The organism is Streptosporangium sp. NPDC049644 (assembly GCF_040675205.1).
In the GTDB taxonomy this organism is placed as follows: Bacteria; Actinomycetota; Actinomycetes; order Streptosporangiales; family Streptosporangiaceae; genus Streptosporangium; species Streptosporangium fukuiense.
Window position 1 is genome coordinate 22,290 of sequence record NZ_JBFAOJ010000009.1, and the last position, 20,912, is coordinate 43,201.

17 protein-coding genes are annotated in these 20,912 nt (G+C 70.7%); 10 read left to right on the top strand and 7 right to left on the bottom strand.

What is annotated here, in order from left to right; translation table 11 throughout:
• Positions 1-41: 41 nt before the first annotated feature.
• The 8 genes from AB0J58_RS07375 (at position 42) to AB0J58_RS07410 (ending at position 10,965) form a co-directional block, all read left to right on the top strand.
• Positions 42-227, top strand: a complete 186-nt coding sequence (locus AB0J58_RS07375; RefSeq protein WP_364211529.1) for a hypothetical protein — start codon at positions 42-44, stop codon at positions 225-227.
• Between the two features lie 87 nt (positions 228-314).
• Positions 315-1,376, top strand: coding sequence for an extracellular solute-binding protein (locus tag AB0J58_RS07380; protein ID WP_364211532.1), 1,062 nt, complete (start codon positions 315-317; stop codon positions 1,374-1,376).
• A 126-nt stretch (positions 1,377-1,502) separates the two neighbouring features.
• On the top strand, positions 1,503-2,258 hold the full coding sequence (locus AB0J58_RS07385) for a methyltransferase domain-containing protein (protein WP_343976247.1): 756 nt from the start codon (positions 1,503-1,505) through the stop codon (positions 2,256-2,258).
• 111 nt (positions 2,259-2,369) lie between these two features.
• Entirely contained in the window at positions 2,370-4,565 is a 2,196-nt protein-coding gene (locus AB0J58_RS07390; RefSeq protein WP_364211535.1) for a hypothetical protein, read from the top strand.
• Positions 4,566-4,568: 3 nt separating this feature from the next.
• Positions 4,569-6,626 (top strand): UvrD-helicase domain-containing protein, encoded by a 2,058-nt coding sequence (locus AB0J58_RS07395; protein WP_364211538.1) that lies wholly within the window; start codon positions 4,569-4,571, stop codon positions 6,624-6,626.
• A 49-nt stretch (positions 6,627-6,675) separates the two neighbouring features.
• Positions 6,676-8,523, top strand: a complete 1,848-nt coding sequence (locus AB0J58_RS07400; protein ID WP_364211541.1) for a sigma factor-like helix-turn-helix DNA-binding protein — start codon at positions 6,676-6,678, stop codon at positions 8,521-8,523.
• A 17-nt stretch (positions 8,524-8,540) separates the two neighbouring features.
• The gene (cysS, locus tag AB0J58_RS07405; RefSeq protein ID WP_364211544.1) at positions 8,541-9,920 is read left to right on the top strand and encodes a cysteine--tRNA ligase; all 1,380 of its coding nucleotides are present in this window, start codon (positions 8,541-8,543) and stop codon (positions 9,918-9,920) included.
• Positions 9,921-10,053: 133 nt separating this feature from the next.
• Positions 10,054-10,965: an aldose 1-epimerase family protein gene (locus AB0J58_RS07410; RefSeq protein ID WP_364211547.1), complete on the top strand. Its 912-nt coding sequence runs from the start codon at positions 10,054-10,056 to the stop codon at positions 10,963-10,965.
• A gap of 93 nt (positions 10,966-11,058) precedes the next feature.
• Here AB0J58_RS07410 and AB0J58_RS07415 read toward each other — a convergent pair whose 3' ends face one another.
• The 3 genes from AB0J58_RS07415 to rraA form a co-directional block, all read right to left on the bottom strand.
• A complete protein-coding gene (locus tag AB0J58_RS07415) occupies positions 11,059-11,484 on the bottom strand; it encodes a hypothetical protein (protein WP_364211550.1) in 426 nt (141 codons plus the stop codon).
• The gene (locus AB0J58_RS07420) at positions 11,481-11,735 is read right to left on the bottom strand and encodes a hypothetical protein (RefSeq protein ID WP_364211553.1); all 255 of its coding nucleotides are present in this window, start codon (positions 11,733-11,735) and stop codon (positions 11,481-11,483) included. Before AB0J58_RS07420 ends, AB0J58_RS07415 begins: the two co-directional genes overlap by 4 nt.
• Before the next feature lie 261 nt (positions 11,736-11,996).
• On the bottom strand, positions 11,997-12,476 hold the full coding sequence (gene rraA / locus AB0J58_RS07425; protein WP_364211556.1) for a ribonuclease E activity regulator RraA: 480 nt from the start codon (positions 12,474-12,476) through the stop codon (positions 11,997-11,999).
• Positions 12,477-12,584: 108 nt separating this feature from the next.
• Between rraA and AB0J58_RS07430 the strand changes: the two genes are divergently transcribed.
• Positions 12,585-15,119: a penicillin acylase family protein gene (locus tag AB0J58_RS07430; protein ID WP_364211791.1), complete on the top strand. Its 2,535-nt coding sequence runs from the start codon at positions 12,585-12,587 to the stop codon at positions 15,117-15,119.
• Between the two features lie 57 nt (positions 15,120-15,176).
• Here AB0J58_RS07430 and AB0J58_RS07435 read toward each other — a convergent pair whose 3' ends face one another.
• The 4 genes from AB0J58_RS07435 to mshB form a co-directional block, all read right to left on the bottom strand.
• The gene (locus AB0J58_RS07435; protein ID WP_364211558.1) at positions 15,177-16,373 is read right to left on the bottom strand and encodes an MBL fold metallo-hydrolase; all 1,197 of its coding nucleotides are present in this window, start codon (positions 16,371-16,373) and stop codon (positions 15,177-15,179) included.
• 68 nt (positions 16,374-16,441) lie between these two features.
• Positions 16,442-16,867, bottom strand: a complete 426-nt coding sequence (locus AB0J58_RS07440; protein ID WP_364211561.1) for a hypothetical protein — start codon at positions 16,865-16,867, stop codon at positions 16,442-16,444.
• An 83-nt stretch (positions 16,868-16,950) separates the two neighbouring features.
• Positions 16,951-17,457, bottom strand: coding sequence for a DUF6113 family protein (locus tag AB0J58_RS07445; protein ID WP_364211794.1), 507 nt, complete (start codon positions 17,455-17,457; stop codon positions 16,951-16,953).
• 14 nt (positions 17,458-17,471) lie between these two features.
• Positions 17,472-18,377, bottom strand: a complete 906-nt coding sequence (gene mshB / locus AB0J58_RS07450) for an N-acetyl-1-D-myo-inositol-2-amino-2-deoxy-alpha-D-glucopyranoside deacetylase (RefSeq protein ID WP_364211564.1) — start codon at positions 18,375-18,377, stop codon at positions 17,472-17,474.
• A 98-nt stretch (positions 18,378-18,475) separates the two neighbouring features.
• Here mshB and AB0J58_RS07455 point away from each other — a divergent pair, with 98 nt between their 5' ends.
• A complete protein-coding gene (locus AB0J58_RS07455) occupies positions 18,476-20,536 on the top strand; it encodes a prolyl oligopeptidase family serine peptidase (RefSeq protein WP_364211567.1) in 2,061 nt (686 codons plus the stop codon).
• Positions 20,537-20,912 lie beyond the last annotated feature (376 nt).

The following is a 20,912-nucleotide window of genomic DNA, read 5'->3' on the forward strand; positions in this document are numbered from 1 at the left end:
GTTTCGGTGCTCACCTGAATATCACCATAACCCCCTCTGACGTGGGCAAAAGAGTCACCACGCGGAGACGGGTCCCCGAGGGATTCCGGGACGCGGTGGGCGAGTTGGAGTTCTGGCGGGACGGCGTGCTCGGCGTGCGCAAACGGGACGGCACTCTGGTCGAGATCGGCGAGGAGACACTCGCCGCGGCGAAGGTCGTCCAGGGGCCGCGGCCGCCGCGCGGGTAAGCCGCTCGCCAAGACACGTATAAACCGTCCGGTGGGAAGGGCCGCGCCTGCTCGACCGGAGGAACGACAGCGGAGAGCATTCTCTCCGTGACCGTACGTACCAGCGCCGCAGCCGCCGTGATCCTCACGGCCACGATCGCCGGATGTGGCGCCCCGGCTCCTCAGAACATCCAACTTCCGCCGGTCAACACCCAGGCCGCCTCCATGAAGGAGGGCTTCTCCACGATGGAACGCCTCATCGAGGCGGCCAAGAAGGAGGGGACCCTCACGGTGATCGCGCTACCGCGCGACTGGGTGAACTACGGCGAGATCATCGACACCTTCGCCGAGGAGTACGGGATCAAGGTCGACCAGCTGGAGCCCGACGCGAACAGCGCCAGGGAGATCGCGGCCATTCCCGCGCTCAAACCCGACGTGTTCGACCTGAGCGTGGACGTCGCCGTGTCCAAGTCCGACCTCTTCGCCCCGTACCGGGTCCAGGGCTGGCAGGACATCCCCGACCATCTCAAGGATCACCGGGGCACCTGGTACGCCGGGTACGGCGGCTACATGTCCATCGGCTACGACCCGAGCAAGGTCGCGGCCCCCGCCTCCTTCTCCGACCTGCTGAAGCCCGGTCACAGCGTCTCGCTGCCCGGCGACCCCCGGGAGGTCTCGGCGGCCTTCAACGGGGTGATGGCCGTCTCGCTCAGGGGCGGCGAGGCGAGGGCGGAGCGGGGCGTCGAGTTCTTCCACCGCCTCAAGGGCGCGGGCAACCTCGCGGCGACCCCCAAGGCGGCCTCGGTCATCGTCGACTGGGACTACCACAACGCCGAGCGGGCGGCCGGCGGCAAGGACTGGAAGGTCGCGATTCCCGGCGACGCCGTGCTCGGCTCGTACTACGTCCAGGCCATCAACAAGCAGGCCCCACACCCCGCCGCCGCCCGGCTCTGGCAGGAGTTCCTTTTCTCGGACAGGGGCCAGAACCTCTTCCTGAAGGGCTACGCCCGCCCGGTCAGGATGGAGGCCCTCCAGATGCGCGGCACCCTGGACGACGAACTCGCGGCCAAGCTCCCCGCCACCAGCGGCAAACCCGTGATCCTCACCGTCTCGGAGATCGACAGGGCCAGAGCCTACCTTCAGCGCGAGTGGGCCAGAAAGGTGAGATGAGGGTGGGGCTGATGAGACTGATATGTCGTGACTTCCCAGAGGCTCTAAAGTGTCTGGAGAGTACCGATAAGAGACCCTGGCGTCTCAGAATGTGAGCTGATCGTCTTGCGATACGACGCGCCTAGCTTGACGAGGTGGAATGCTCGCGCCTATGACAGCAGCTTTGGGTACGTTTCAGCACATGGCGCCCCCCTGGTCGAGCTACTCGACCCACAGCCGGGCGAGCGCATCGTGGATCTCGGCTGCGGCACGGGGACGCTGACCGCCGAGATCACCTCCAGGGGCGCGCACGTCCTGGGGATCGACGGATCGCAGGCGATGATCGAAAAAGCCCTGGCGCAGTACCCGGGGCTGGACTTCATAGTCGGCGACGGCCGCGACTTCACGGTGGCCCAGCCCTACGACGCGGTCTTCTCCAACGCGGCCCTGCACTGGATGGGCCAGGAGCCGGACGCGGTGATCACCAGTGTCCGCGAGGCCCTCGCACCCGGCGGACGCTTCGTGGCCGAGATGGGCGGCGCGGGCAACTGCGCCGCGCTGACGGCGGCGCTGTCCACCGCCTGGCGGGAGTACGGGCTCCGCGAGCCCGGCCTGCCGTGGTACTTCCCCACCCCCGCCGAATACGCCACAAGGCTGGAGAAGGGCGGCTTCACGGTCCGCTTGCTGGAATACTTCGATCGGCCGACCCCGCTCGACGAGTGCCCCAACGGGGCGGCCGACTGGGTGCGGATGTTCGCCGGTTCGCTGCTCCAGGAAGTGCCGGTGGAGATGGTCGACTCGCTGCTGCACCGGGTGAACGAGCTGGCCGCCCCCGCCCTCCGGCGGGAGACCGGCTGGATGGCCGACTACGTGCGACTGCGGTTCGCGGCTGTACGCCGCTGAACCGACCCGATGCGCCGTAGCGATTTGCCAGACTATGGTCTGTTCCATGAGTCTCGTTCCCCGGCCACATGGAGTGTCTCGGGCGGCTTAAGGGGCTGGTGAAGGGAACGGATGAACTTCTGTCTGAGTGACCTCGTGCCGCCGCTACGCTGGAGCGACGCGGCCGCGGTCCCACTTCTGCGCGACCAGCCGGATCTGCCGGACGCCTGGTGGCGGAGCCTGCCGATGGCCCGGGTGCTCGCCGTGCTGCCTCCTGAGCGGCTGGCGGAGATCCTCACCGCGCTCGCCCTGAACCACTGGCCTGCCGCTACCGTGGGCGACGTGCTGCCCGCACTGCACGTCCTGGACCCGGACGAGGCCGACGAGCCCTGTACGGCCATAGCCCTCGACCGCGCGGGATCCTGGCCGGGCCTCCTCGCGCTGACCGGCCACGACCTGCGCGACCAGCCGTTCATCCAGCCGGTCCCGCTGCTGCACGCCCTCTTCACCGCGGTCTTCGCACGCCTGGCGACCCCGCTCCCGGCGACTTCGGCTCCGGTGGCTCCGGTGGCTCCGGCCGCTTCCGTCCAGGCGGCTCCGGTTCCGGTGGCTCCGGTCCAGGCGCCCGGCGCGCGGAGCGAGCCGGCCCCGGGCGAGTCCGATGCCATACCGAATGAGTCTGGAGCCGACCCCGCGCCGGAGACCGGGCCGGGCGTCGTGGCGGAGTCCCCCGCGGAACCCGCCGCCGAACCCGCTTCAGGGCCCGCTTCGGGGCCCACTGCCGAACCCGCTGCCGAAAGCGCGGCCGAGAGCGCGGAGAACTCCGTGCCGGAAGCCCTGCCGGTGCCCGAGGCACGTCGTGCGGCGGAGGCGGAGGCTGAGCCCGCCGCCGTCCCCGGGTCGCTCTTCCAGCCGGTTCCGGCGAGGAACGATCCGCCCGTGACCGATCCGGAGGCTCAGGCCGCCGCGCCCGGCGCCGTGTCCGAAGAGGTCCGGGAGTCCTCCGCCGAGAGCGTGCCCGAGGCCGAGACGGCCGCCGCCCCGGTCGGGGCGATCGCCGAGACCGGCGACGACCCCGTACCCGCCGCCGCCCCGGATGCGGCGAGCGCTCCCGAGCCGGAGGAGGCCGCGCGGAGCCCGCGGGCCGGGCAGCCCGCAGAGAGCCTGCACGCGCTGGTGGACGGTGTCTTCGCCAACGCGGAGGACAAGCGCTGGGCGGTGGCGCAGAACAGGCTGTTCAGCGACACCCCGGCGAGCGCCGAGGCGCTGGCCAAGCTCTTCGCGGTACGGCCGGAGGTCATCTTCGGCATCGAGCTCGACCTGCGCCGGGAACTCGGGGAGTGGATCGCCTCCGACGAGGCCGCCCCGTACCGGGAGCACCTGGAGGAGATGAGAAGGGTGCTCGGCAGGGCGGCGCCCAAGGAACGGCTGATCAACGCCGCCGACTGGCACACCCTGGAGCTGCACTCTCTCGACATCCCGGCCTGGCAGTTCGTGCTGGCCACACTCCCCGGTTACCACCTGGTCGACGAGTGGCTGGTGGAGGGCGACATCACCGAACTCCGCCATCGCACCCGCGACATGCTCAGCGACGCCCAGCCGCCGCTGACCATCAACAAGGCCCTCGACATGGTCTCCTCGCTGGGCATCCACCCCGAGGTGTCCAAGGAGTGGCTGGAGAACGTTCCGCAGCTCCGCATCCTCGGCGCGGGCGAACGGCCTCCCCAGCGCCCGAGCGGCGCCCCGGCCCTGATCGCGGAGAAGCCGCCCGGCGCGCCACGGGAGAACGGGGAGCCGGCGAAGGCCCCCTTCCGCCCGCTGAAGGACGTCTCGCTGACCAGACGCTGCTTCCGCCAGCCCGACGGTCGCTGGTGGCTCCGGATCGACGTCACCTCCGACCACCTGCGAGGCGCCGAGTGCCCGTTGCCCAGCGGGTTCGCCGCCTACCTCGGGATGTCACCCGGTGAGGGCCGCACGGTCAGCAGCGCGGTCGGCGATCTGGTCCTCAGCTGGCATGACAGGCCCGTACTCGAGTCGCTCAGAACGCTCCTGGAGGACGTGGGGGCCAAGGAGGGCAGCCACCTGTTCCTCACCCTCTCCGACGAGGGCGTCCTGCGGGCCAGGCACCTGCCCTCCGCCGAGGGCGAGGGGGAGGCGACGGCCCAGGCGCTGAGACTCGTCGGCTACACCGCCTCGGGCGGCACCCCGGAACAGGCCGGGCGGGTCATCGCCACCCGGGTCGGCATGACGGGCCCCGTGGGCATACCCGACCTTCTCATCCGGCTGCGAGAACGCGGGGACCGCGATCTCCTGTCACTGTTGGCCTAGCTCATGCCCCGCCTCGCCATCTCCCCGGACTTCCCCGTCGAACTCGGCGCCCTGGCCCAGCCGGTGCGCCGGGACGTCGTGGTCTCGGCGCGCAGGTTCCTGCAGAACGTGGCGGGTGCTCCGCACCCCGAGCGGGTCAGGGGGGCCAGGGATCCCCGGGTCGCCACCCTGAGGCTGGCCGACCGGTACCGGGGCGTCGTGGTCAAGCAGCGGGACGTCTACTGGCTGCTGACCGTGCTGCCGGACGCGGAGGCGTGGGCGTACGCCCAGCGCTACCGGTTCGGCGTCAACACCGCGCTGGGCGTGGTCGAGATGTGGGACGCCGAGGCGCTGGACCAGGTGCGGCCCGCGGTGCGCAGGGCGGCCGAGGCGTCCGCGACGCGGCTGTTCTCCGAGATCTGTGACAGCGACCTGGCCGAACTGGGGGTGGACGGCCGGTTCCTGCCGCTGATCAGGCAGATCACCGACCAGCTCACCCTGGAGGCGCTCGAACCGCTGCTGCCCCCCACGCAGTACGAGCCGCTGGCGGCGCTCGCCAGGGGCGAGTCGATGGCCGGGGCCTGGCGGGAGCTGGAGAACTGCCGCGCCGTCGCCGCGGGACCCGAGCCGATCAACCCCGAGGACTTCGGCGCCGCGCTCCTGCGCAGCCCGGACCGGGCCGTCTTCACGGACCATCCGCGCGAGCTGAACCGCGTGCTCGACGCGCCCGGCTGGTGCGTGTTCCTGCGGCCGCCGCAGCACCGGCTGGCGTACTGGGAGTCCTACCAGCAGCCGACGCTGGTCACCGGTGGCGCGGGCACCGGCAAGACGCTGGTCGCCCTGCACCGGGCGGCCCACCTGGCCAGGCGCGCGAGCGGCCAGATCCTGCTCGTCACCTTCTCCCAGGGGCTGAGCGCCGAACTCGCGGCCAGGCTCGACCTGCTGATCGAGGACGAGACGATCCGCAAGCGGATCGAGGTCGGCAACGTGGACCGGCTGGCCCACCGCATCGTCGCGGAGGCCGAGGGCCGTCCGCCCTCGCTGGTCGGCGCCGCCGAGCTGACGGCGCTCTGGGAGGAGACCGCGACCGGCCACAGCCCGGCGTTCCTGCTGCGCGAGTGGGAGCAGGTGGTGCTGGCGCAGAACCTGCGAACCCTGGAGGAGTACCTGGCCACCCCCCGCTCGGGCCGCGGCGTCGAGCTGTCGGCCGAGGAGCGCGGCGCCGTCTGGGACGCGATCGGGCACGTCACCGGACGGCTGCGGGAACGCGGCAAGCGGACCCTGCTGCAGCTGGCCTCCGAGGCGTCGGTGCTGCTCGGCCAGACCACGGGAGACCTGCTGGAGGAGACGGAGCCCATGCGGGAGCCGTACCGGCACATCGTGGTGGACGAGGCGCAGGACCTGCACCCCGCGCAGTGGCGGCTGCTGCGGGCGGCGGTGCCGCACGCCCGCGACGACCTGTTCATCGTGGGCGACCCGCACCAGCGCATCTTCGACACCAGGGTGACGCTCAGCGCCGTCGGGATCGACGCGATCCAGCAGCGCCTGCAGGTGTCGTACCGGCTCCCGCAGGAGATCCTGTCCTGGGGGGTCCGGCTGCGCGGAGGCGGTCCCGCCGACGGGCTCGTCAACGGTGTGCAGGAGCTTTACGGCTTCCGGAGCACCCGGCACGGGGCCAGGCCGATGGTCCGAGCCTACGATTCACCGCAGGATGAGCTGACGGGGCTGGTGGCACAGGTGGGACAGTGGGTGGATGAGGGCGTGACGCCCGAGGAGATAGCGGTGGCCGCCAGGACCGCCGGCCTCGTGCGTGACGCGCGGACCGCTCTGCGCGAGCTGGGGGTGCGAGTGACGACGCTGCACGGCATGAAGGGACTCGAGTTCCGGCGGGTCGCGGTGATCGGCGTGGGCGAGGGAATCGTGCCCGACCCCGACTCGCTGACCCCCGTCGGCGAGGATCCGGCAGCCAGGGCCCACGATCTCCAGCGGGAGCGCGGCCTGCTCTATGTCGCCTGCACCCGGGCACGAGAACTCCTTTACGTATCCCATTCCGGACGGGCAAGTCCCTTCCTTCCCAACTGACCACATAGTCTGAATTGCGGATGTAATCCCCTTTGCCGGTTGGACCTCAATGAACCTCAGCCTGAGCGACATCGCGCCACCGTTGCGCTGGACCTCTCCCGGCCAGGTAGCGCCGATCGCAACCGATCCGCGCCTCCCAGAGGCGTGGTGGCAGGCGCTTCCGCTCGACAGGGCCTGCTCCACCATCGGGACGTCCGAGGTAGCCGGACGCCTGACCGACCTCGCCCTGGCATGCTGGGGTCACCTGATGCTCGGCGACGTCCTCCCCCTGCTCAGATTCGCCGACCCCGCCTCAAGCGTGCGCACGCCCGAGGGGCTCGGCCGCGAGACGGTGCACAAGCTGTTCACCGGGGTGCTGGAGCGGCTGCTCGAACCGGTCACCGAGGAGAGCGTCGCCCAGACCCGCCCCGCAAGGCCCGACCGGCCGCTGCCAGAACTGATCGACGAGGTCTTCGCCACGCTGGACGAGCGGCAGCGGGCCATCGCCAGGGACCGGCTCTACGCCTCCCAGCGGGCCACGCTCGACGACCTGGCCCAGCGCTTCTCCGTCACCAGGGAGCGCATCCGGCAGATCGAGCGTGACCTGCGCGACCATGTCGAGGCCTGGCTCGCCAAGGACGACGCGGCCCCGCTGATCGGCCACGTGTCCTGGTTGCGGGGCCGGCTGGGCTCCGCCGTGCCCGCCGACGACCTGGCCGCGGCGGTGCCCTGGCACCGCACCGACCTGGCCACGCTGGGCATCCCCTCCTGGCGGTTCGTGCGGACGCTGCTGAGCGGCTACGAGCAGGTGGACGGCTGGCTGGTCGCGGGCGGCGCGGACGAGCTCAGGGAGAAGACCAGGCAGCTGTTCACGGACGGGCCGCGCCCGCTGGACGAGGCCGTCACGCTGGTCAGCCAGCTCGGCATCCGCGAGGACGTGGCCGAGCGCTGGCTCATCGCGGTGCCCCAGCTGCGGGTGCTGGAGAACCACGTGGTGCCCTGGCCGCGCAGCGTCAACGACAAGGCCGAGGCGGTGCTCGCGGTGGCCGGCAACCCGCTGACGCCCGAGGAGATCCAGGAACGCATCGGCGAGGACTACAGCCTCGTCGGCATCCGCAACCAGCTCACCGCCGACGACCGGTTCCTGCGGGTCGACCGGAACAAGTACGGGCTGTCGCGCTGGGGTGGCGAGCAGTACCTGGGCATCCGGGAAATGATCGTCAGGGAGATCGAACGCTCCAACGGCGAGGCGTCCGTCAACACGATCGTCACCAACCTCACCGGGCGCTACGACGTGAGCGAGAGTTCGGTCCGCGCGTACGCCGGCGGCCCCGGCTTCGAGCGCACGCAGCGCGGGTGGATCCGGGTGGCCGGAGCCGAGCAGTCCGACTACCAGCCGCGCCGCGACGTCTCGGAGACCCGGCGCTGCTTCCGCAGCCGCGACGGGCGCTGGTGGCACCGGGTGGACGTCAACGCCGAGCATCTGCGCGGCTCGGGCTCCCCGCTGCCGACCGGCTTCGCCGCGCATCTCGGCATGGCCCCCGGCGGCCAGCTGACCGCCTCCACCCCCTCCGGCGACGTGGTGATCAGCTGGCACAACCAGCCGACCATGGGCTCCATCCGCCCCGTCCTGATCGCGACCAACGCCTCCGAGGGTGACCACGTCTTCCTGACCGTCTCCGACGGCGGCGAGCTGCTGACCCGCTACCTGCCCGCCGCCTCACCGGCACTGCCCGCCCTGAACCGGGCGCTGCACCTGATCGGCTACACGGCGCCGGTGGCCTCGGAGGCCGAGGGCATCCGCCTGATCGGCGCCCGCATCGGCCTCTCGGACGGCTGCACCCGCGAGGAGGTGATCGCCCGCCTGCGCGACCGAGGAGACCGCGAGATCCTCGCCTTCCTGGAAAATGGTGGGTGATTGCGTAGGCTCGGCGTATGTTGCGCCTGTATGACACACGGAATCGGCGGGTTGAGCGGATCGTCCCCGAGGGGAGCCGTTCCCTGCGGATGTACACCTGCGGGCCGACCGTCTACAGGTCGGCCCACGTGGGCAACCTCCGCTCGTACCTGCTGTCCGACCTGATCAGGCGGGTCAGCGAGCGGCAGCGGGTCCGGGTGGTGGTCTGCCGCAACATCACCGACGTCGGTCACCTGGTCGACGACGCCGAGATCGATCCTGTCGGCGAGGACAAGGTGCTCGCCCAGGCGAGGGCCGAGGGGCGCAGCGCCCTGGAGATCTCGCGGTTCTACGAGGACGCCTTCCTCGCCGACACGGCCGCGCTGAACATCCGGCCGCCCGAGCACTCGCCCCGGGCGAGCGAGACGATCGACCTGATGATCGAGATGATCGCCAGGCTGATCGAGAAGGGGCACGCGTACGCGACCCCCGACGGGTCGGTCTTCTTCGACGCGACCTCCTTCCCGACGTACGGCGAGATCTCCGGCAACCGGCTCGACCAGCTGAGGCCGGGCCACCGGGTCGAGGGCGTCGATCCGCGCAAGCGCTTCCACGCCGACTGGGCGCTGTGGAAGCCCTCGGACCGGGAGCTGACCTGGGAGACACCATGGGGCCGGGGCTTCCCCGGCTGGCACATCGAGTGCTCGGCCATGTCGCTGCGCTTCCTCGGTGAGCGCATCGACGTGCACACCGGCGGGATCGACCTGCGTTTCCCGCACCACGAGGACGAGCGCGCCCAGTCCGACGCCACCGCCGGACACGAGGTGGTGCGGCACTGGGTCCACGGCGAGCACCTGCTCTTCGACGGGCGCAAGATGTCGAAGTCCACCGGCAACGTGGTCCTGCTCAAGGACGTGGCGGACGCGGGCCTCGACCCGCTGGCCGTGCGGCTGGCACTGCTCGAACACCGCCACCGACAGCAGATGAACCTCACCTGGGACACCCTGCGGGCCGCCGACAGGACCCTGCGGCGCTGGCGGAGCCAGGTGGCCCGGTGGTCGGAGTCGCCGAGCGGGCCGATGCCCGCCGATCAGGTCTCCCGGATCGAGGCGGCCTTCGACGACGATCTCGACACCCCGCTGGCGCTCCGGCTGCTGCGCGAGCTGGAGCGCGACGGCTCGGTCGCCCCCGGCTCCCGCTTCGAGGCGTTCCTGCACCTCGACCAGATCCTCGCCCTGGACCTCTCCCTCGACATCGGCAGGTCTAGGAGCCTGCCCGGGGGTGCCGCGGAGCTTCTCGAACAGCGCGCCCGAGCCCGCGACGCCCAGGACTGGGCCGTCTCCGACCGCCTCCGCGACGAGCTGGCCGCCCTCGGCGTACAGGTCGCCGACACCCCTGAGGGCCAGATCTGGTCCTGACATCCCCTGACCGGCCCTTGGCGCGGTCCATGTCGGAGACCCTGCCTCTGACATGGCCACGGAGCGGCCCGCATCGGGAACAGCCACTGACACGACCCGCCACAGACCTGTCTCATGGGTGTTGAATTGCCAGGTGACAAACATCGCGCCCACCGGGACTCAGTACACCATCGCGGCCGGCGGTTTCCAGGCGGTCATCACCGAGGTCGGGGCCGGCCTGCGGAGCCTCACCCTGGACGGCCGGCCGCTCATCGTCGACTTCCCCGAGGACCTGTCCCCGATCGGCGGCGCGGGGCTGCCGCTGCTCCCCTGGCCGAACAGGATCGAGGACGGCCGCTACACGTTCGACGGTGCAGAAAGGCAACTCGCGCTGAGCGAGCCGCAGACCGGCAACGCGATCCACGGCTTCTCCCGGTCCTTCCCCTGGCGCGTCCTCTCCCATGACGACGCCTCGATCCTGCTGGGGCTGCGGCTCTTCCCCCAGCTCGGCTATCCGCACATCCTGGATCTCCACCTCCGGTACGCGCTGGGCGCGTCCGGCCTGGAGGTCGAGGTGGCCGCGGAGAACGTCGGCACCACCGACGCGCCGTACGGCTTCGGGGCCCATCCCTACCTGACCCTGGGCACCCTCGACGACGCGATCCTGGAGCTCCCCGCCGCCCAGTGGCTCGCGGTGGACGACCGGAAGATCCCCACCGACCGCCGGGACGTCAAGGAGACCGAGTACGACTTCAGGACCGCCCGCCCGATCGGCCGGACGGTGCTCGACACCGCGTTCACCGACCTGGAGCGCGGCGCCGACGGGCTGGTACGGGTGCGGCTGAGCGCCGCGGACGGGACCCGCGGGGTCCAGCTGTGGGCAGGCGAGGGGATCGAGTGGCTCCAGCTCTACACCGGTGACACCCTCCCCGAGGAGCACCGCCGCCGGGGACTGGCCGTGGAGCCGATGAGCTGCCCGCCGAACGCCTTCCGCAGCGGTGAGGACGTCATCCGGCTCGCTCCCGGAGAGCGCGCCGTCCACCACTGGGGAATCGGCCCGATCTGACCGGCTGCCCGGTCAGGGGGCAGTTCGCGAGTTGATATGCCTTTCGTCGTTGAGGTTGGGCAAGGCGGGCTGGTCAGAGAGCTCACTGCCGGGCTACGGACGCGGCTGAGTGAACAATCCGGGCTCGGTTTCGACGAGGATGCCCTTGCTGACCAGGCGCTTGAGCTTGGCCCGGATGTTCTCGGTGTTCTTGGCCACGATGGGCAGATCCAGAACCTGGCAGAGATCACGGGCCCTCATGGGCTGGCCGACATCGGCGAAGACGGCGAGGATCTGCTGGTAGGCGGGATGGTCGGGCAGCTCGGGAGAGGGGGCGGCCGTCGCGGTGTCGGGCTTGTCGGCGAGGGATATCACGGTCTTGCGAGTGATCCGCAGATGATCGAGTGCTTCGTCGAGTTCGCGCAGCCTGGCGGTGAGGTCGTCGATCAAGATGCGGGTCTGCTCGGCCTCGCCGATCAGGGCCGCCTCGTGCGCGTCGATCTTGTCGAGCAGCCAGGTGCCCGGGTCGGGTCTGGTCACGCGCCGCGCCAGGTCGGGGCGGAGGTGCCGGTCAGGCGTCTGGTCATCATGTCGCTCATCGCCCAGTACACGCGCGATTCGGAGCTGGTGGGACGATGCTCATAGTCGCGCACCAGACGTCGGTGCAGCATGAGGGTGCCGTAGGTCTGCTCCACCACCCACCGCTTGGGCTGGGGAACGAACCCCCGGTCGGCGGGGTTACGCTCAACGATCTCCACGTCCATGCCGAGCCGGGCTCCGTGGGTGACCACCGAGCTCTTGAACCCTTGGTCGACCAGGACTTTCTGGACGGTGGGGGCCTGGGTGGCCGCTGACCGACGGATGCGCGGCCTTCTACGCCGTGATCACCGGCTCGATCAAGGCCCAGCGTTTGTCGGATAAGTCGCTCGGGTACGGCTTGCGCTCGCTCACGCCGCTATCCCAGCACAGCCAAGCCGGCCAGCCAGGCATAACGCTACAGATTCACGCGATCACACTACGATATCGCAGACATCAGCTCGCGAACCGCCCTCTCAGGAGAGCTCGACCGGGCTGACGAGGATGCCGTCCTCGTCGCTGTAGAGCCAGGCGCCGGGGGTGAAGACGACCTCGCCGAAGGTGACGGGGACGTCGAGCTCACCGGTGCCCTCCTTGGCGCTCTTGGCCGGGTTCGACCCGAGGGCCTTGATGCCCAGGTCCAGGCCGGCGAGGGCGACGGTGTCGCGGACGGCGCCGTTGACGACCACGCCTGACCAGCCGGAGGAGACGGCCGAGGCGGCGATGAGGTCGCCCATCAGCGCGGTGCGCAGCGAGCCCGCACCGTCCACCACCAGCACCCGGCCCGCACCGGGGGTGGTCAGGATCCGCTTGACGAGGGCGTTGTCCTCCAGGCAGCGGACCGTCGCGATCGGGCCCGCGAATCGGGTGCGCAGGCCGTAGGAGCGGAACTGGGTCAGGCAGCTCGCGACCGCGGCGCCGTGGGCGTCGACCAGATCGGCCGTGGAAAGTGTCATACCCGCATCTTCGCCAATGATCACAATGCCGGGACCTCCGGGGTGGTGCCACACTTGCGGAAGCGTGTCGCCTAGGAGGTTTTTGTGAGGTTCCCCCCGTACGCCTGGATGCCCCGTCCGCTCAAATGGCTGGCCCGCGCACTTTCCGTCCTCGTGGTGCTCGGTCTGCTGTTCGCCGGGGCCGGCGTGTGGACCGTACGAGCGTCCTTCCCCCAGCTCGAAGGCGAGCTCAAGGTACGTGGCCTCACCGGGAAAGTCACTGTATATCGCGATAAAACGGGTATCCCGCATATCTACGCCGACTCCCCCGACGACCTGTTCCTCGCCCAGGGCTACGTGCACGCGCAGGACCGCTTCTTCGAGATGGACTTCCGCCGCCACGTGACCGCCGGCCGGCTGTCGGAGATGTTCGGCTCGGCGACGCTGACCGAGGACAAGGTCATCCGGACCATGGGCTGGCGAAAGGTGGCGGAGAAGGAGCTCTCCCTGCTCGGCGAGCAGACCCGGCGCTACCTGGACGCCTACGCCGGCGGGGTGAACGCCTGGATGGAGCGACACGACGGCTTCGCCGCCCGGAGCCTGGAGTACGCGCTGCTGCGGCTGACCAGCCCCGACTACGAGCCCGAGCCGTGGACCCCGGTCGACTCGCTGGCCTGGCTCAAGGCCATGGCCTGGGACCTGCGCTCCAACATGACCGACGAGATCGGCCGGGCCGTCGCGGCGAGCAAGCTGCCCCGCGGGCGGGTGGAGCAGCTCTGGCCCTCCTACCCGTACGACACCCACCAGCCGATCGTCACCCAGGGCTCGGTCGGCGAGCGCGGGTTCGACCAGGACGAGGAGCCGAAGAAGAGCGTCACGGAGCCGCCGGGGACACCGGCCACCGGGGCGCTGACCCGGGCGGCGGCGGCCATCCGCGCGGTGCCGAGCCTGATGGGCGACCCGGCGGGCGGCAGCGGCATCGGCTCGAACTCGTGGGTGGTCGGCGGCAAGCACACCAAGTCGGGCAAACCCCTGCTCTCCAACGACCCCCACCTGTCCGCGAGCATGCCCTCGGTCTGGTACCAGACCGGACTGCACTGCCGCGCCAAGAGTGCCGAGTGCCCGTTCGACCTCACCGGGTTCAGCTTCTCCGGCGTGCCCGGCGTGATCATCGGCCACAACGACAGGATCTCCTGGGGCTTCACCAACCTCGGCCCGGACGTCGCCGACCTCTACCTGGAACGGCTCAAGGATGATTCGTACCTGTTCATGGGCGACTGGAAGCCGCTGACCACCAGGACCGAGACGATCAAGGTGGCCGGAGGCGCCGACGTACAGCTCAAGGTGCGCGACACCATGCACGGGCCGATCATCTCCGACGTCCTGCAGAGCACGAAGGACACGCTGCCCGGTATGGACGCGGTCTTCGAGGAGAAGGCCGACGCGGTCGCGCTCAAGTGGACGGCCCTGGAGCCGGGCAGGACCGCTGACGCGATCTTCGAGCTGAACACCGCGCAGGACTGGCAGCAGTTCCGGGCGGCGGCGAGCAAGTTCGAGGTGCCCGCGCAGAACCTGATCTACGCCGACACCGCGGGCAACATCGGGTACCAGGCCCCCGGGCGGATCCCGGTGCGGAGCCGCGGCGACGGCACCTGGCCGGTGCCGGGCTGGACCGGCGAGTACGCCTGGCAGTCGACGATCCCCTTCAGCGAGCTGCCCAGCGTCTACAACCCGCCGGAGGGCTACATCGTGACCGCCAACAACGCGGTCATCGACCCCACCCGCTATCCGTACAACCTCACCAAGGACTGGGCGTACGGATACCGCTCCCAGCGCATCCTGGACCGCCTCCGCGACGCGGTGAAGGACGGCAAGGTGGACGTGGCGACGATGAGCGCGCTGCAACAGGACAGCGACAACGGCTTCGCCGACTTCCTGGTGCCCAAGCTGATGGACGTCGAGATAGCCGGCCCCGCCGAGGGCGCCCGTGAGCTGCTGCAGAAGTGGGACCGCTCGCAGGGCGAGGGCTCGGCCCCCGCGATGTACTTCAACGCCGTCTGGCGGCACCTGCTCATCGAGACCTTCAACGACGACCTGCCCGAGGGTGCCTGGCCCGGCGGCGGCGACCGCTGGTTCGAGGTCGTCCGGGTCATGCTCGACAAGCCGAACGACGCGTTCTGGGACGACAGCGGCACCCCGCGCACCGAGACCCGGGACGACATGCTGCGACGGGCGATGGCCCGGGCCTACGACGAGCTGAACGCCCGGCTCGGCCCGGACGCCAAGGACTGGCGCTGGGGAGACCTGCACTCGCTGGAGCTCGTCCACCAGACCTTCGGAACCTCGGGGATCGGCCCGATCGAGTGGCTGTTCAACCGGGGCCCGTTCCCGGTGGCCGGCAGTGACGACGCGGTCAACGCCGCCGGCTGGGACGTCCAGTCCGACTACATGGTGGGCTGGCTGCCGTCCATGCGAATGCTGGTCGACCTGGGGAACCTGGACGAATCCCAGTGGATCAACCTGACCGGCGCCTCCGGCCACGCGTTCCACGACAACTACTGGGACCAGGCGCCGCTCTGGGCGAGCGGGAAGACCGTCCCCATGCTCGCCCGCGAGGAGTCGATCAAGAAGGCGGCCGCCAACGTCCTTACGCTCAGCCCCTGATGACCCGGGGCGGGCGCCGGGAGGCGCCCGCCCGCCGGGACGCAGGGTCGCGGGTCGTCAGGTGGTCAGCACGCGGGACTCGCCGACGGCGAGGTCCCACAGGTCGGCGCGGTCCCGTCCCGCCTCCGCCCAGGCCGCCCTGGCCTCCTCCACCGGCGCGAGGAGCGACTCTCCGGACAGTACGAACGTGCCCCAGTGCATGGTCGCCATCCGGCGCGCCCCGACGTCCTGGCAGGCCCGTACGGCCTGCGCGGGATCGACGTGCGCGGCCTTCATGAACCAGCGGGGCTCGAACGCGCCCACCGGCATCAGGGCCAGGTCGATGCCGCCCGGATAGCGTGCCCCGATCTGGGCGAAGCGCTCGCCGTAACCGGTGTCCCCGGCGAAGTAGATCGTCTGGTCGTCGGAGGCGATCACCCAGCCGCCCCAGAGGGTCCTGCAGGTGTCCCAGACCGTGCGGCGGCTCCAGTGGTGGGCGGGTACGAAGTCGAAGCGGACGCCGCCCACCCAGGTGCTCTCCCACCAGTCGAGCTCGGTGACGTGGCGGAACCCGCGTCTGGTGAACCAGGACCTGAGCCCGGCCGGGACGAGGACCGGCGTGCTCCGCGGCAGCCGCCGCACGGTCGGCGCGTCCAGGTGGTCGTAGTGGTTGTGGCTGATCACCACGGCGTCGATCCGGGGCAGGTCCGCCCAGGCGACGCCGGGCGGGGTCAGGCGGGCCCGGGTGCCGGGGATCTTCCTGGCCCAGACCGGGTCGGTGAGGATGGTCAGCCCGCCGATCTGCACCACGTACGTCGCGTGGCCCACCCAGGTGAGGACCGCGTCGGTCCCCGCCGGGCGGGGCAACCCGTCCCGGTGGACCGGGATCCGGTCCGCGTCCCCGACCCCTGGGCGGAGCCTGCCGTGCCACACGATCGCCAGCAGCTCCTGGAAGGTCGGGACCGGCGAGGTCAGCCGGTCCCTGAAGCCGCCCGGCCACGACCGCCGGGGCGCGGGTGCCAGGCGGCCCGGCGGAGGCGCCGGTCGGGGCGCCGGCCGTACCGGCGGCTCCGGCCGGGTGGGGGGTTCCGGGAGCGTGGCGGAGCCGGCCGCCGCCTCGACCACGGCCATCCGCTTGGAGGCCCGGCCCAGCTGTCTCAGCGCGCGCGCCGGCCGCGTGGCGAACCGGGCCGACCACCCGGAACGGCGGGGCGGCTCTTCGACAGGGCCCATGGGTTCTGCTGCGGCGGCTTCGGGGTGGGACGTCTGCGACATGGGCGGTCCCCTTCTGTCATCGTCGGCTCACCCCCTGTTGATCCCCCCGCAGAGAGATTCATTCCCTTTTAAGAGGATTTAGTACGAAACCACCACGGGGATCTGCGGGCGTAGTTGCCGTCCTCCAGGTTCGCCAGCCGCTCGAAGAGGTTCCAGGAGGCGTGGTCGCCGCAGATCAGCATGGAGACTGCCACCGCCACGACGTAGAGCGGCAGCATCGGCAGGCCCACGCAGAGCATGTACTGGGAGGCGTGCCGGTCCTCGTGCCTGAGCAGGGCTCCGGTGAGGAAGCCCTCCTCGTGCTTGGTCAGCACCACGTTGCCCACGGTGAACGCCGAGGCGATCGGGAACCGGAAACGGTAGCCGTACGCCAGGACCAGCCCGTCGGGCCCGGTGGCCACCCTGGCCCGCCCGAGGCGCGCCAGCAGCAGCCCCAGGGGCGTGGCCAGGTTGATGTAGTTGACAGTCCGTCGTACCCGATGCAGCCGCCGCATACCGGGATTGTCCGTCATCCGGACGGCTCGCGGTAGCGGCCCTCACCGCGCGGGGTCCGGGCGGAACCCGACCGGGCGAGCCTTCAGGTGCCGGGCGGGGGCTGCGGTCCCGGCGGCCCCTGACCGGGCGGTGCCTGTGGGCCCGGCGAGGCGGGTGAGGGCTGCGGGCGGGGACCGTACCCGTGCTGGGTGAGCGGCCACGAGCCGCCCTGCGTGGCCGGTGGCGCGAGCAGGACCCCCACCGCGACCGCCGCGAGGCCCCCGTAGAGGTAGACGTAGCCGGACAGGTCGTTGGCGATGACCAGGTCGCCCTCCGGCCGCCCGGTGATCCAGATCATGGTGATCAGCGCCCAGCCCATCGCGAACGACAGGGCCGCCGCCTTGCCGCGGGTCATCCGGCCCGCTCCGTAGGTGATCGCGAACAGCAGGGCGACGCAGACGAGGGCGGAGACCGGGACGGGCCTGATGTACCAGGAGTGCTCGAACCCGCCGAGGACGCCCATCAGCAGTCCGAGCATGACGAACACCGCGTTGACCGCCACGGTGACGACCGCCTCCGAGGGTTCGCGTGTCGCGGGGACCTGCTCCATCACAAACATCGAGGCTAGTCGATCCCGGCGAACAGGTCGTCCTCGCGGCCGTAAGGCTCGCCGAGACCTCCCACCTCGATCGGCGCTCCCGGCCTCGCGGGACCCCGCGCGCCGGAGCGGAGAACGAAGTGCTCGATTCCGAGCAACTCCTGGCCGACGTCGTTGGACAGCGCGAACCAGGGCGGGCTCACGCTGATCTGGGTGGCGTGCGCCCGCATCGCGGCTATCTTCCGTTCGATGTGGGCACGGGCGTCGATCTCGGTGGTGACGTCATCGTCCGCGCAGCCGAACGGCAGGTCGGCGACCGACTCGACGAGGAAGGGGGTGCCGTTCTCACGCATCGCCTCCTCACCCCTGATCATCACCGACCTGGGCATGGCGGTGTGGTAGAACTTCGAAACGCGCCACGGACCGTCCTCGCCGTACGCCGGGTCCGCCGCCAGCTCAAAGGCCCGCCAGGTGACCCGGTGGGCCTGGATGTGGTCGGGATGGCCGTAGAAGCCGTTCTCGTCGTAGGTGACGAGCACCTGGGGCCGCACCTCGCGGATGATCCTGACGAGTTCCCCGGCGGCCTCGTCCAGATCGGCCTGCCAGAAGGCGTTCGCGGCGTGGTTGGAGACGACGCCCATCATGCCGGAGTCGCGCCAGCGGCCCCGGCCGCCCAGGAAGCGGTGGTCGGTGACGCCGAGCGCGGCACAGGCCGCGGCGAGCTCGGAGACGCGGTGCTCTCCCAGGGTGTCGTCGCGATCGGCGGTCAGGTGGGCCAGCTCAGGCGGGATGACCTCGCCCTCCTCCCCCAGGGTGCAGGTCACCAGTGTGACGTGCGCGCCCTGGGCCGCGTACCTGGCCATGGTGGCCCCGCTGCCGATCGTCTCGTCGTCCGGATGGGCATGCACGAGCATCAGGCGCCGGTCAGTCATAGGTTTGAGGGTATCGATGCCAGGGATCGCCCAGAACCTCCGAATTCACCACTTCTGGAGAACAGGACAGCCGACGCGGAACTGGCAAGATGGCTCGTATGAGTGAGAGCTTTCCTCGCCTGCACGCCAGAACCCGCCGATTCACCCTCGGAGTGCCCCGCGGCTTCACGATCGCTCCAAGCGGTGATCGCATCGTCTTCCTGCGGACCAGGGGCGGCTCCGATCCGGTGACCTGCCTGTGGGAGTACGACGTCCTCAGCGGCGCGGAACGGCTCGTCGTCGACCCGCGCGCCCTGGCCGCGGACGACGAGAACCTGCCCCCCGAGGAGCGGGCGCGCCGCGAGCGGAGCAGAGAGCAGGCCGGCGGCATCGTCGGATACAGCACCGACGCGGCGGTGGCCACCGCCGCGTTCGCGCTCTCCGGCGGCCTCTACGTCGTCGACCTGAAGACCGGGTACGTAAGGAGTCTGCAGACCCCCGGACCGGTGATCGACCCCCGGATGTCCCCCACCGGAGAACACGTCGGCTACGTGACCGGCGGCGCCTTCCACATCCAGGACCTGGCGGACGAGGTCGACCACGCGCTGGCCCGCCCCGAGGCCCCGGAGGTGACCTACGGCCTGGCCGAGTTCATCGCCTCCGAGGAGATGGACCGCATGCGGGGCTACTGGTGGTCCCCGTCGGGGGACGCGATCCTGGTCGAGCGGGCCGACGAGTCTCCGGTCCAGCGGTGGCACATCGCCGACCCGGCCAACCCGGCCCGGCCCGCCGCCGAGCAGCGCTACCCCTCCGCGGGAACCGCCAACGCCGGGGTCGAACTCTTCGTGCTGACCCTCACCGGGGCCCGCGTCCCCGTGCCCTTCGACGACGAGTACCTGGTCAACGCCGCCTGGGACGCCCACGGCCTGTCGATCGTCACCATGACGCGCGACCAGCGGACCATGCGGCTGCTCGCCGTCGACCCGGCCACCGGCGCCTCCACCCTGGTGCGCGAGGACACCGACCCGGCCTGGGTCGACGTCGTCACCGGCGTTCCGGGCCACCTGGCCGACGGCAGCCTCGTCTGGGCCGCCGTCTCCGAGGGCGGCCACCGCCTGATCGTCGGCGACGGCCCCGTCACACCGCCCACCCTCCAGGTCCGCGAGATCCTCGACATCGACGGCGAGACCGTGCTCTTCCGGGCGAGCGGGGAACCCACCGAGATCGCGGTATGGGCGTACCGGAGGGGTCAGATCACGCTCGTCAGCCCGACCGAGGGCGGTGTCTACAGCGGCCACACCGCGGGCGGCACCCTGGTGATCACCGGTCAGACCCTCGAGAGCGAGGGCTCGGTCACCCGCGTCCTGCACAACGGCACGCCTCGCGGCCACATCACCTCGCACGCCGAGCGTCCCGGCCTGGACCTGCGGGTCTCCCTGATCAGGGCGGGCGAGCGCGACCTGGCCACCGCGGTGCTGCTGCCCTCCGGGCACATGCCGGGCTCCGCGAGACTGCCGGTCCTGATGGACCCGTACGGCGGACCGCACGCCCAGCGCGTCCTGGCCGCGGCCGGGGCGCACCTGACCAGCCAGTGGTTCGCCGACCAGGGCTTCGCGGTGGTCGTGGCCGACGGCCGCGGCACCCCGGGGCGGGGCCCCGAGTTCGAGCGGGCCGTCCTGCACGACCTGGCCGGCCCGGTCCTGGATGACCAGATCGACGCCCTGCACGGCGCCGCCGCGCGGTTCCCCGACGACCTGGACCTGACCCGGGTCGGCATCCGCGGCTGGTCCTTCGGCGGCTACCTGGCCGCCCTGGCCGTGCTCCGCCGCCCCGACGTGTTCCACGCGGCCATCGCGGGAGCCCCGGTGACCGACTGGCGCCTGTACGACACCTGCTACACCGAGCGCTACCTCGGCCGGCCCGACGAGGGGCACTACGACTCCTCGTCCCTGTTCGCCGACGCCGAGAAGCTGGACCGCCCCCTCCTGCTGATCCACGGCCTGGCCGACGACAACGTGGTCGCCGCCCACACCCTCCGCCTCTCCTCGGCCCTGCTGGCCGCCGGTCGCCCGCACAACGTGCTGCCGCTGTCCGGGGTCACCCACATGACCCCGCAGGAGGTCGTGGCGGAGAACCTGCTCCTGCTCCAGGTCGACTTCCTGAAGAAAGCCCTGACCTGAGCTGAGGCCGTTCCCGTCAGAAGATCAGAAGATACGACGCCGTGCCGGTGAGGCACAGAACCGCTCACCGGCACGGCGTTTCCCATCGGACGCGCGACTGAATTCCTCCGGTCGCCACGTTCCGTAACAATTACGACTCGACCGGCCAGCTACCCTCAACAGTCCCACCGAGGATATATAGGCGAGTCCCCAGGACAACGTAGGCAATCCAGCCCGCCCCGCCCACCGGGGAACGGCCAAGAATGTGCCGCTATTCTCCCGAGCCGATCCATGGATTGGCGATGAAAATCCGGCACGCCGCCAAACACTCGTCATCATGGGATTTGGGACGGGTATGGCTTTTCCCCGTTCAGTACTTTTTTCCCATTCCTCGGCG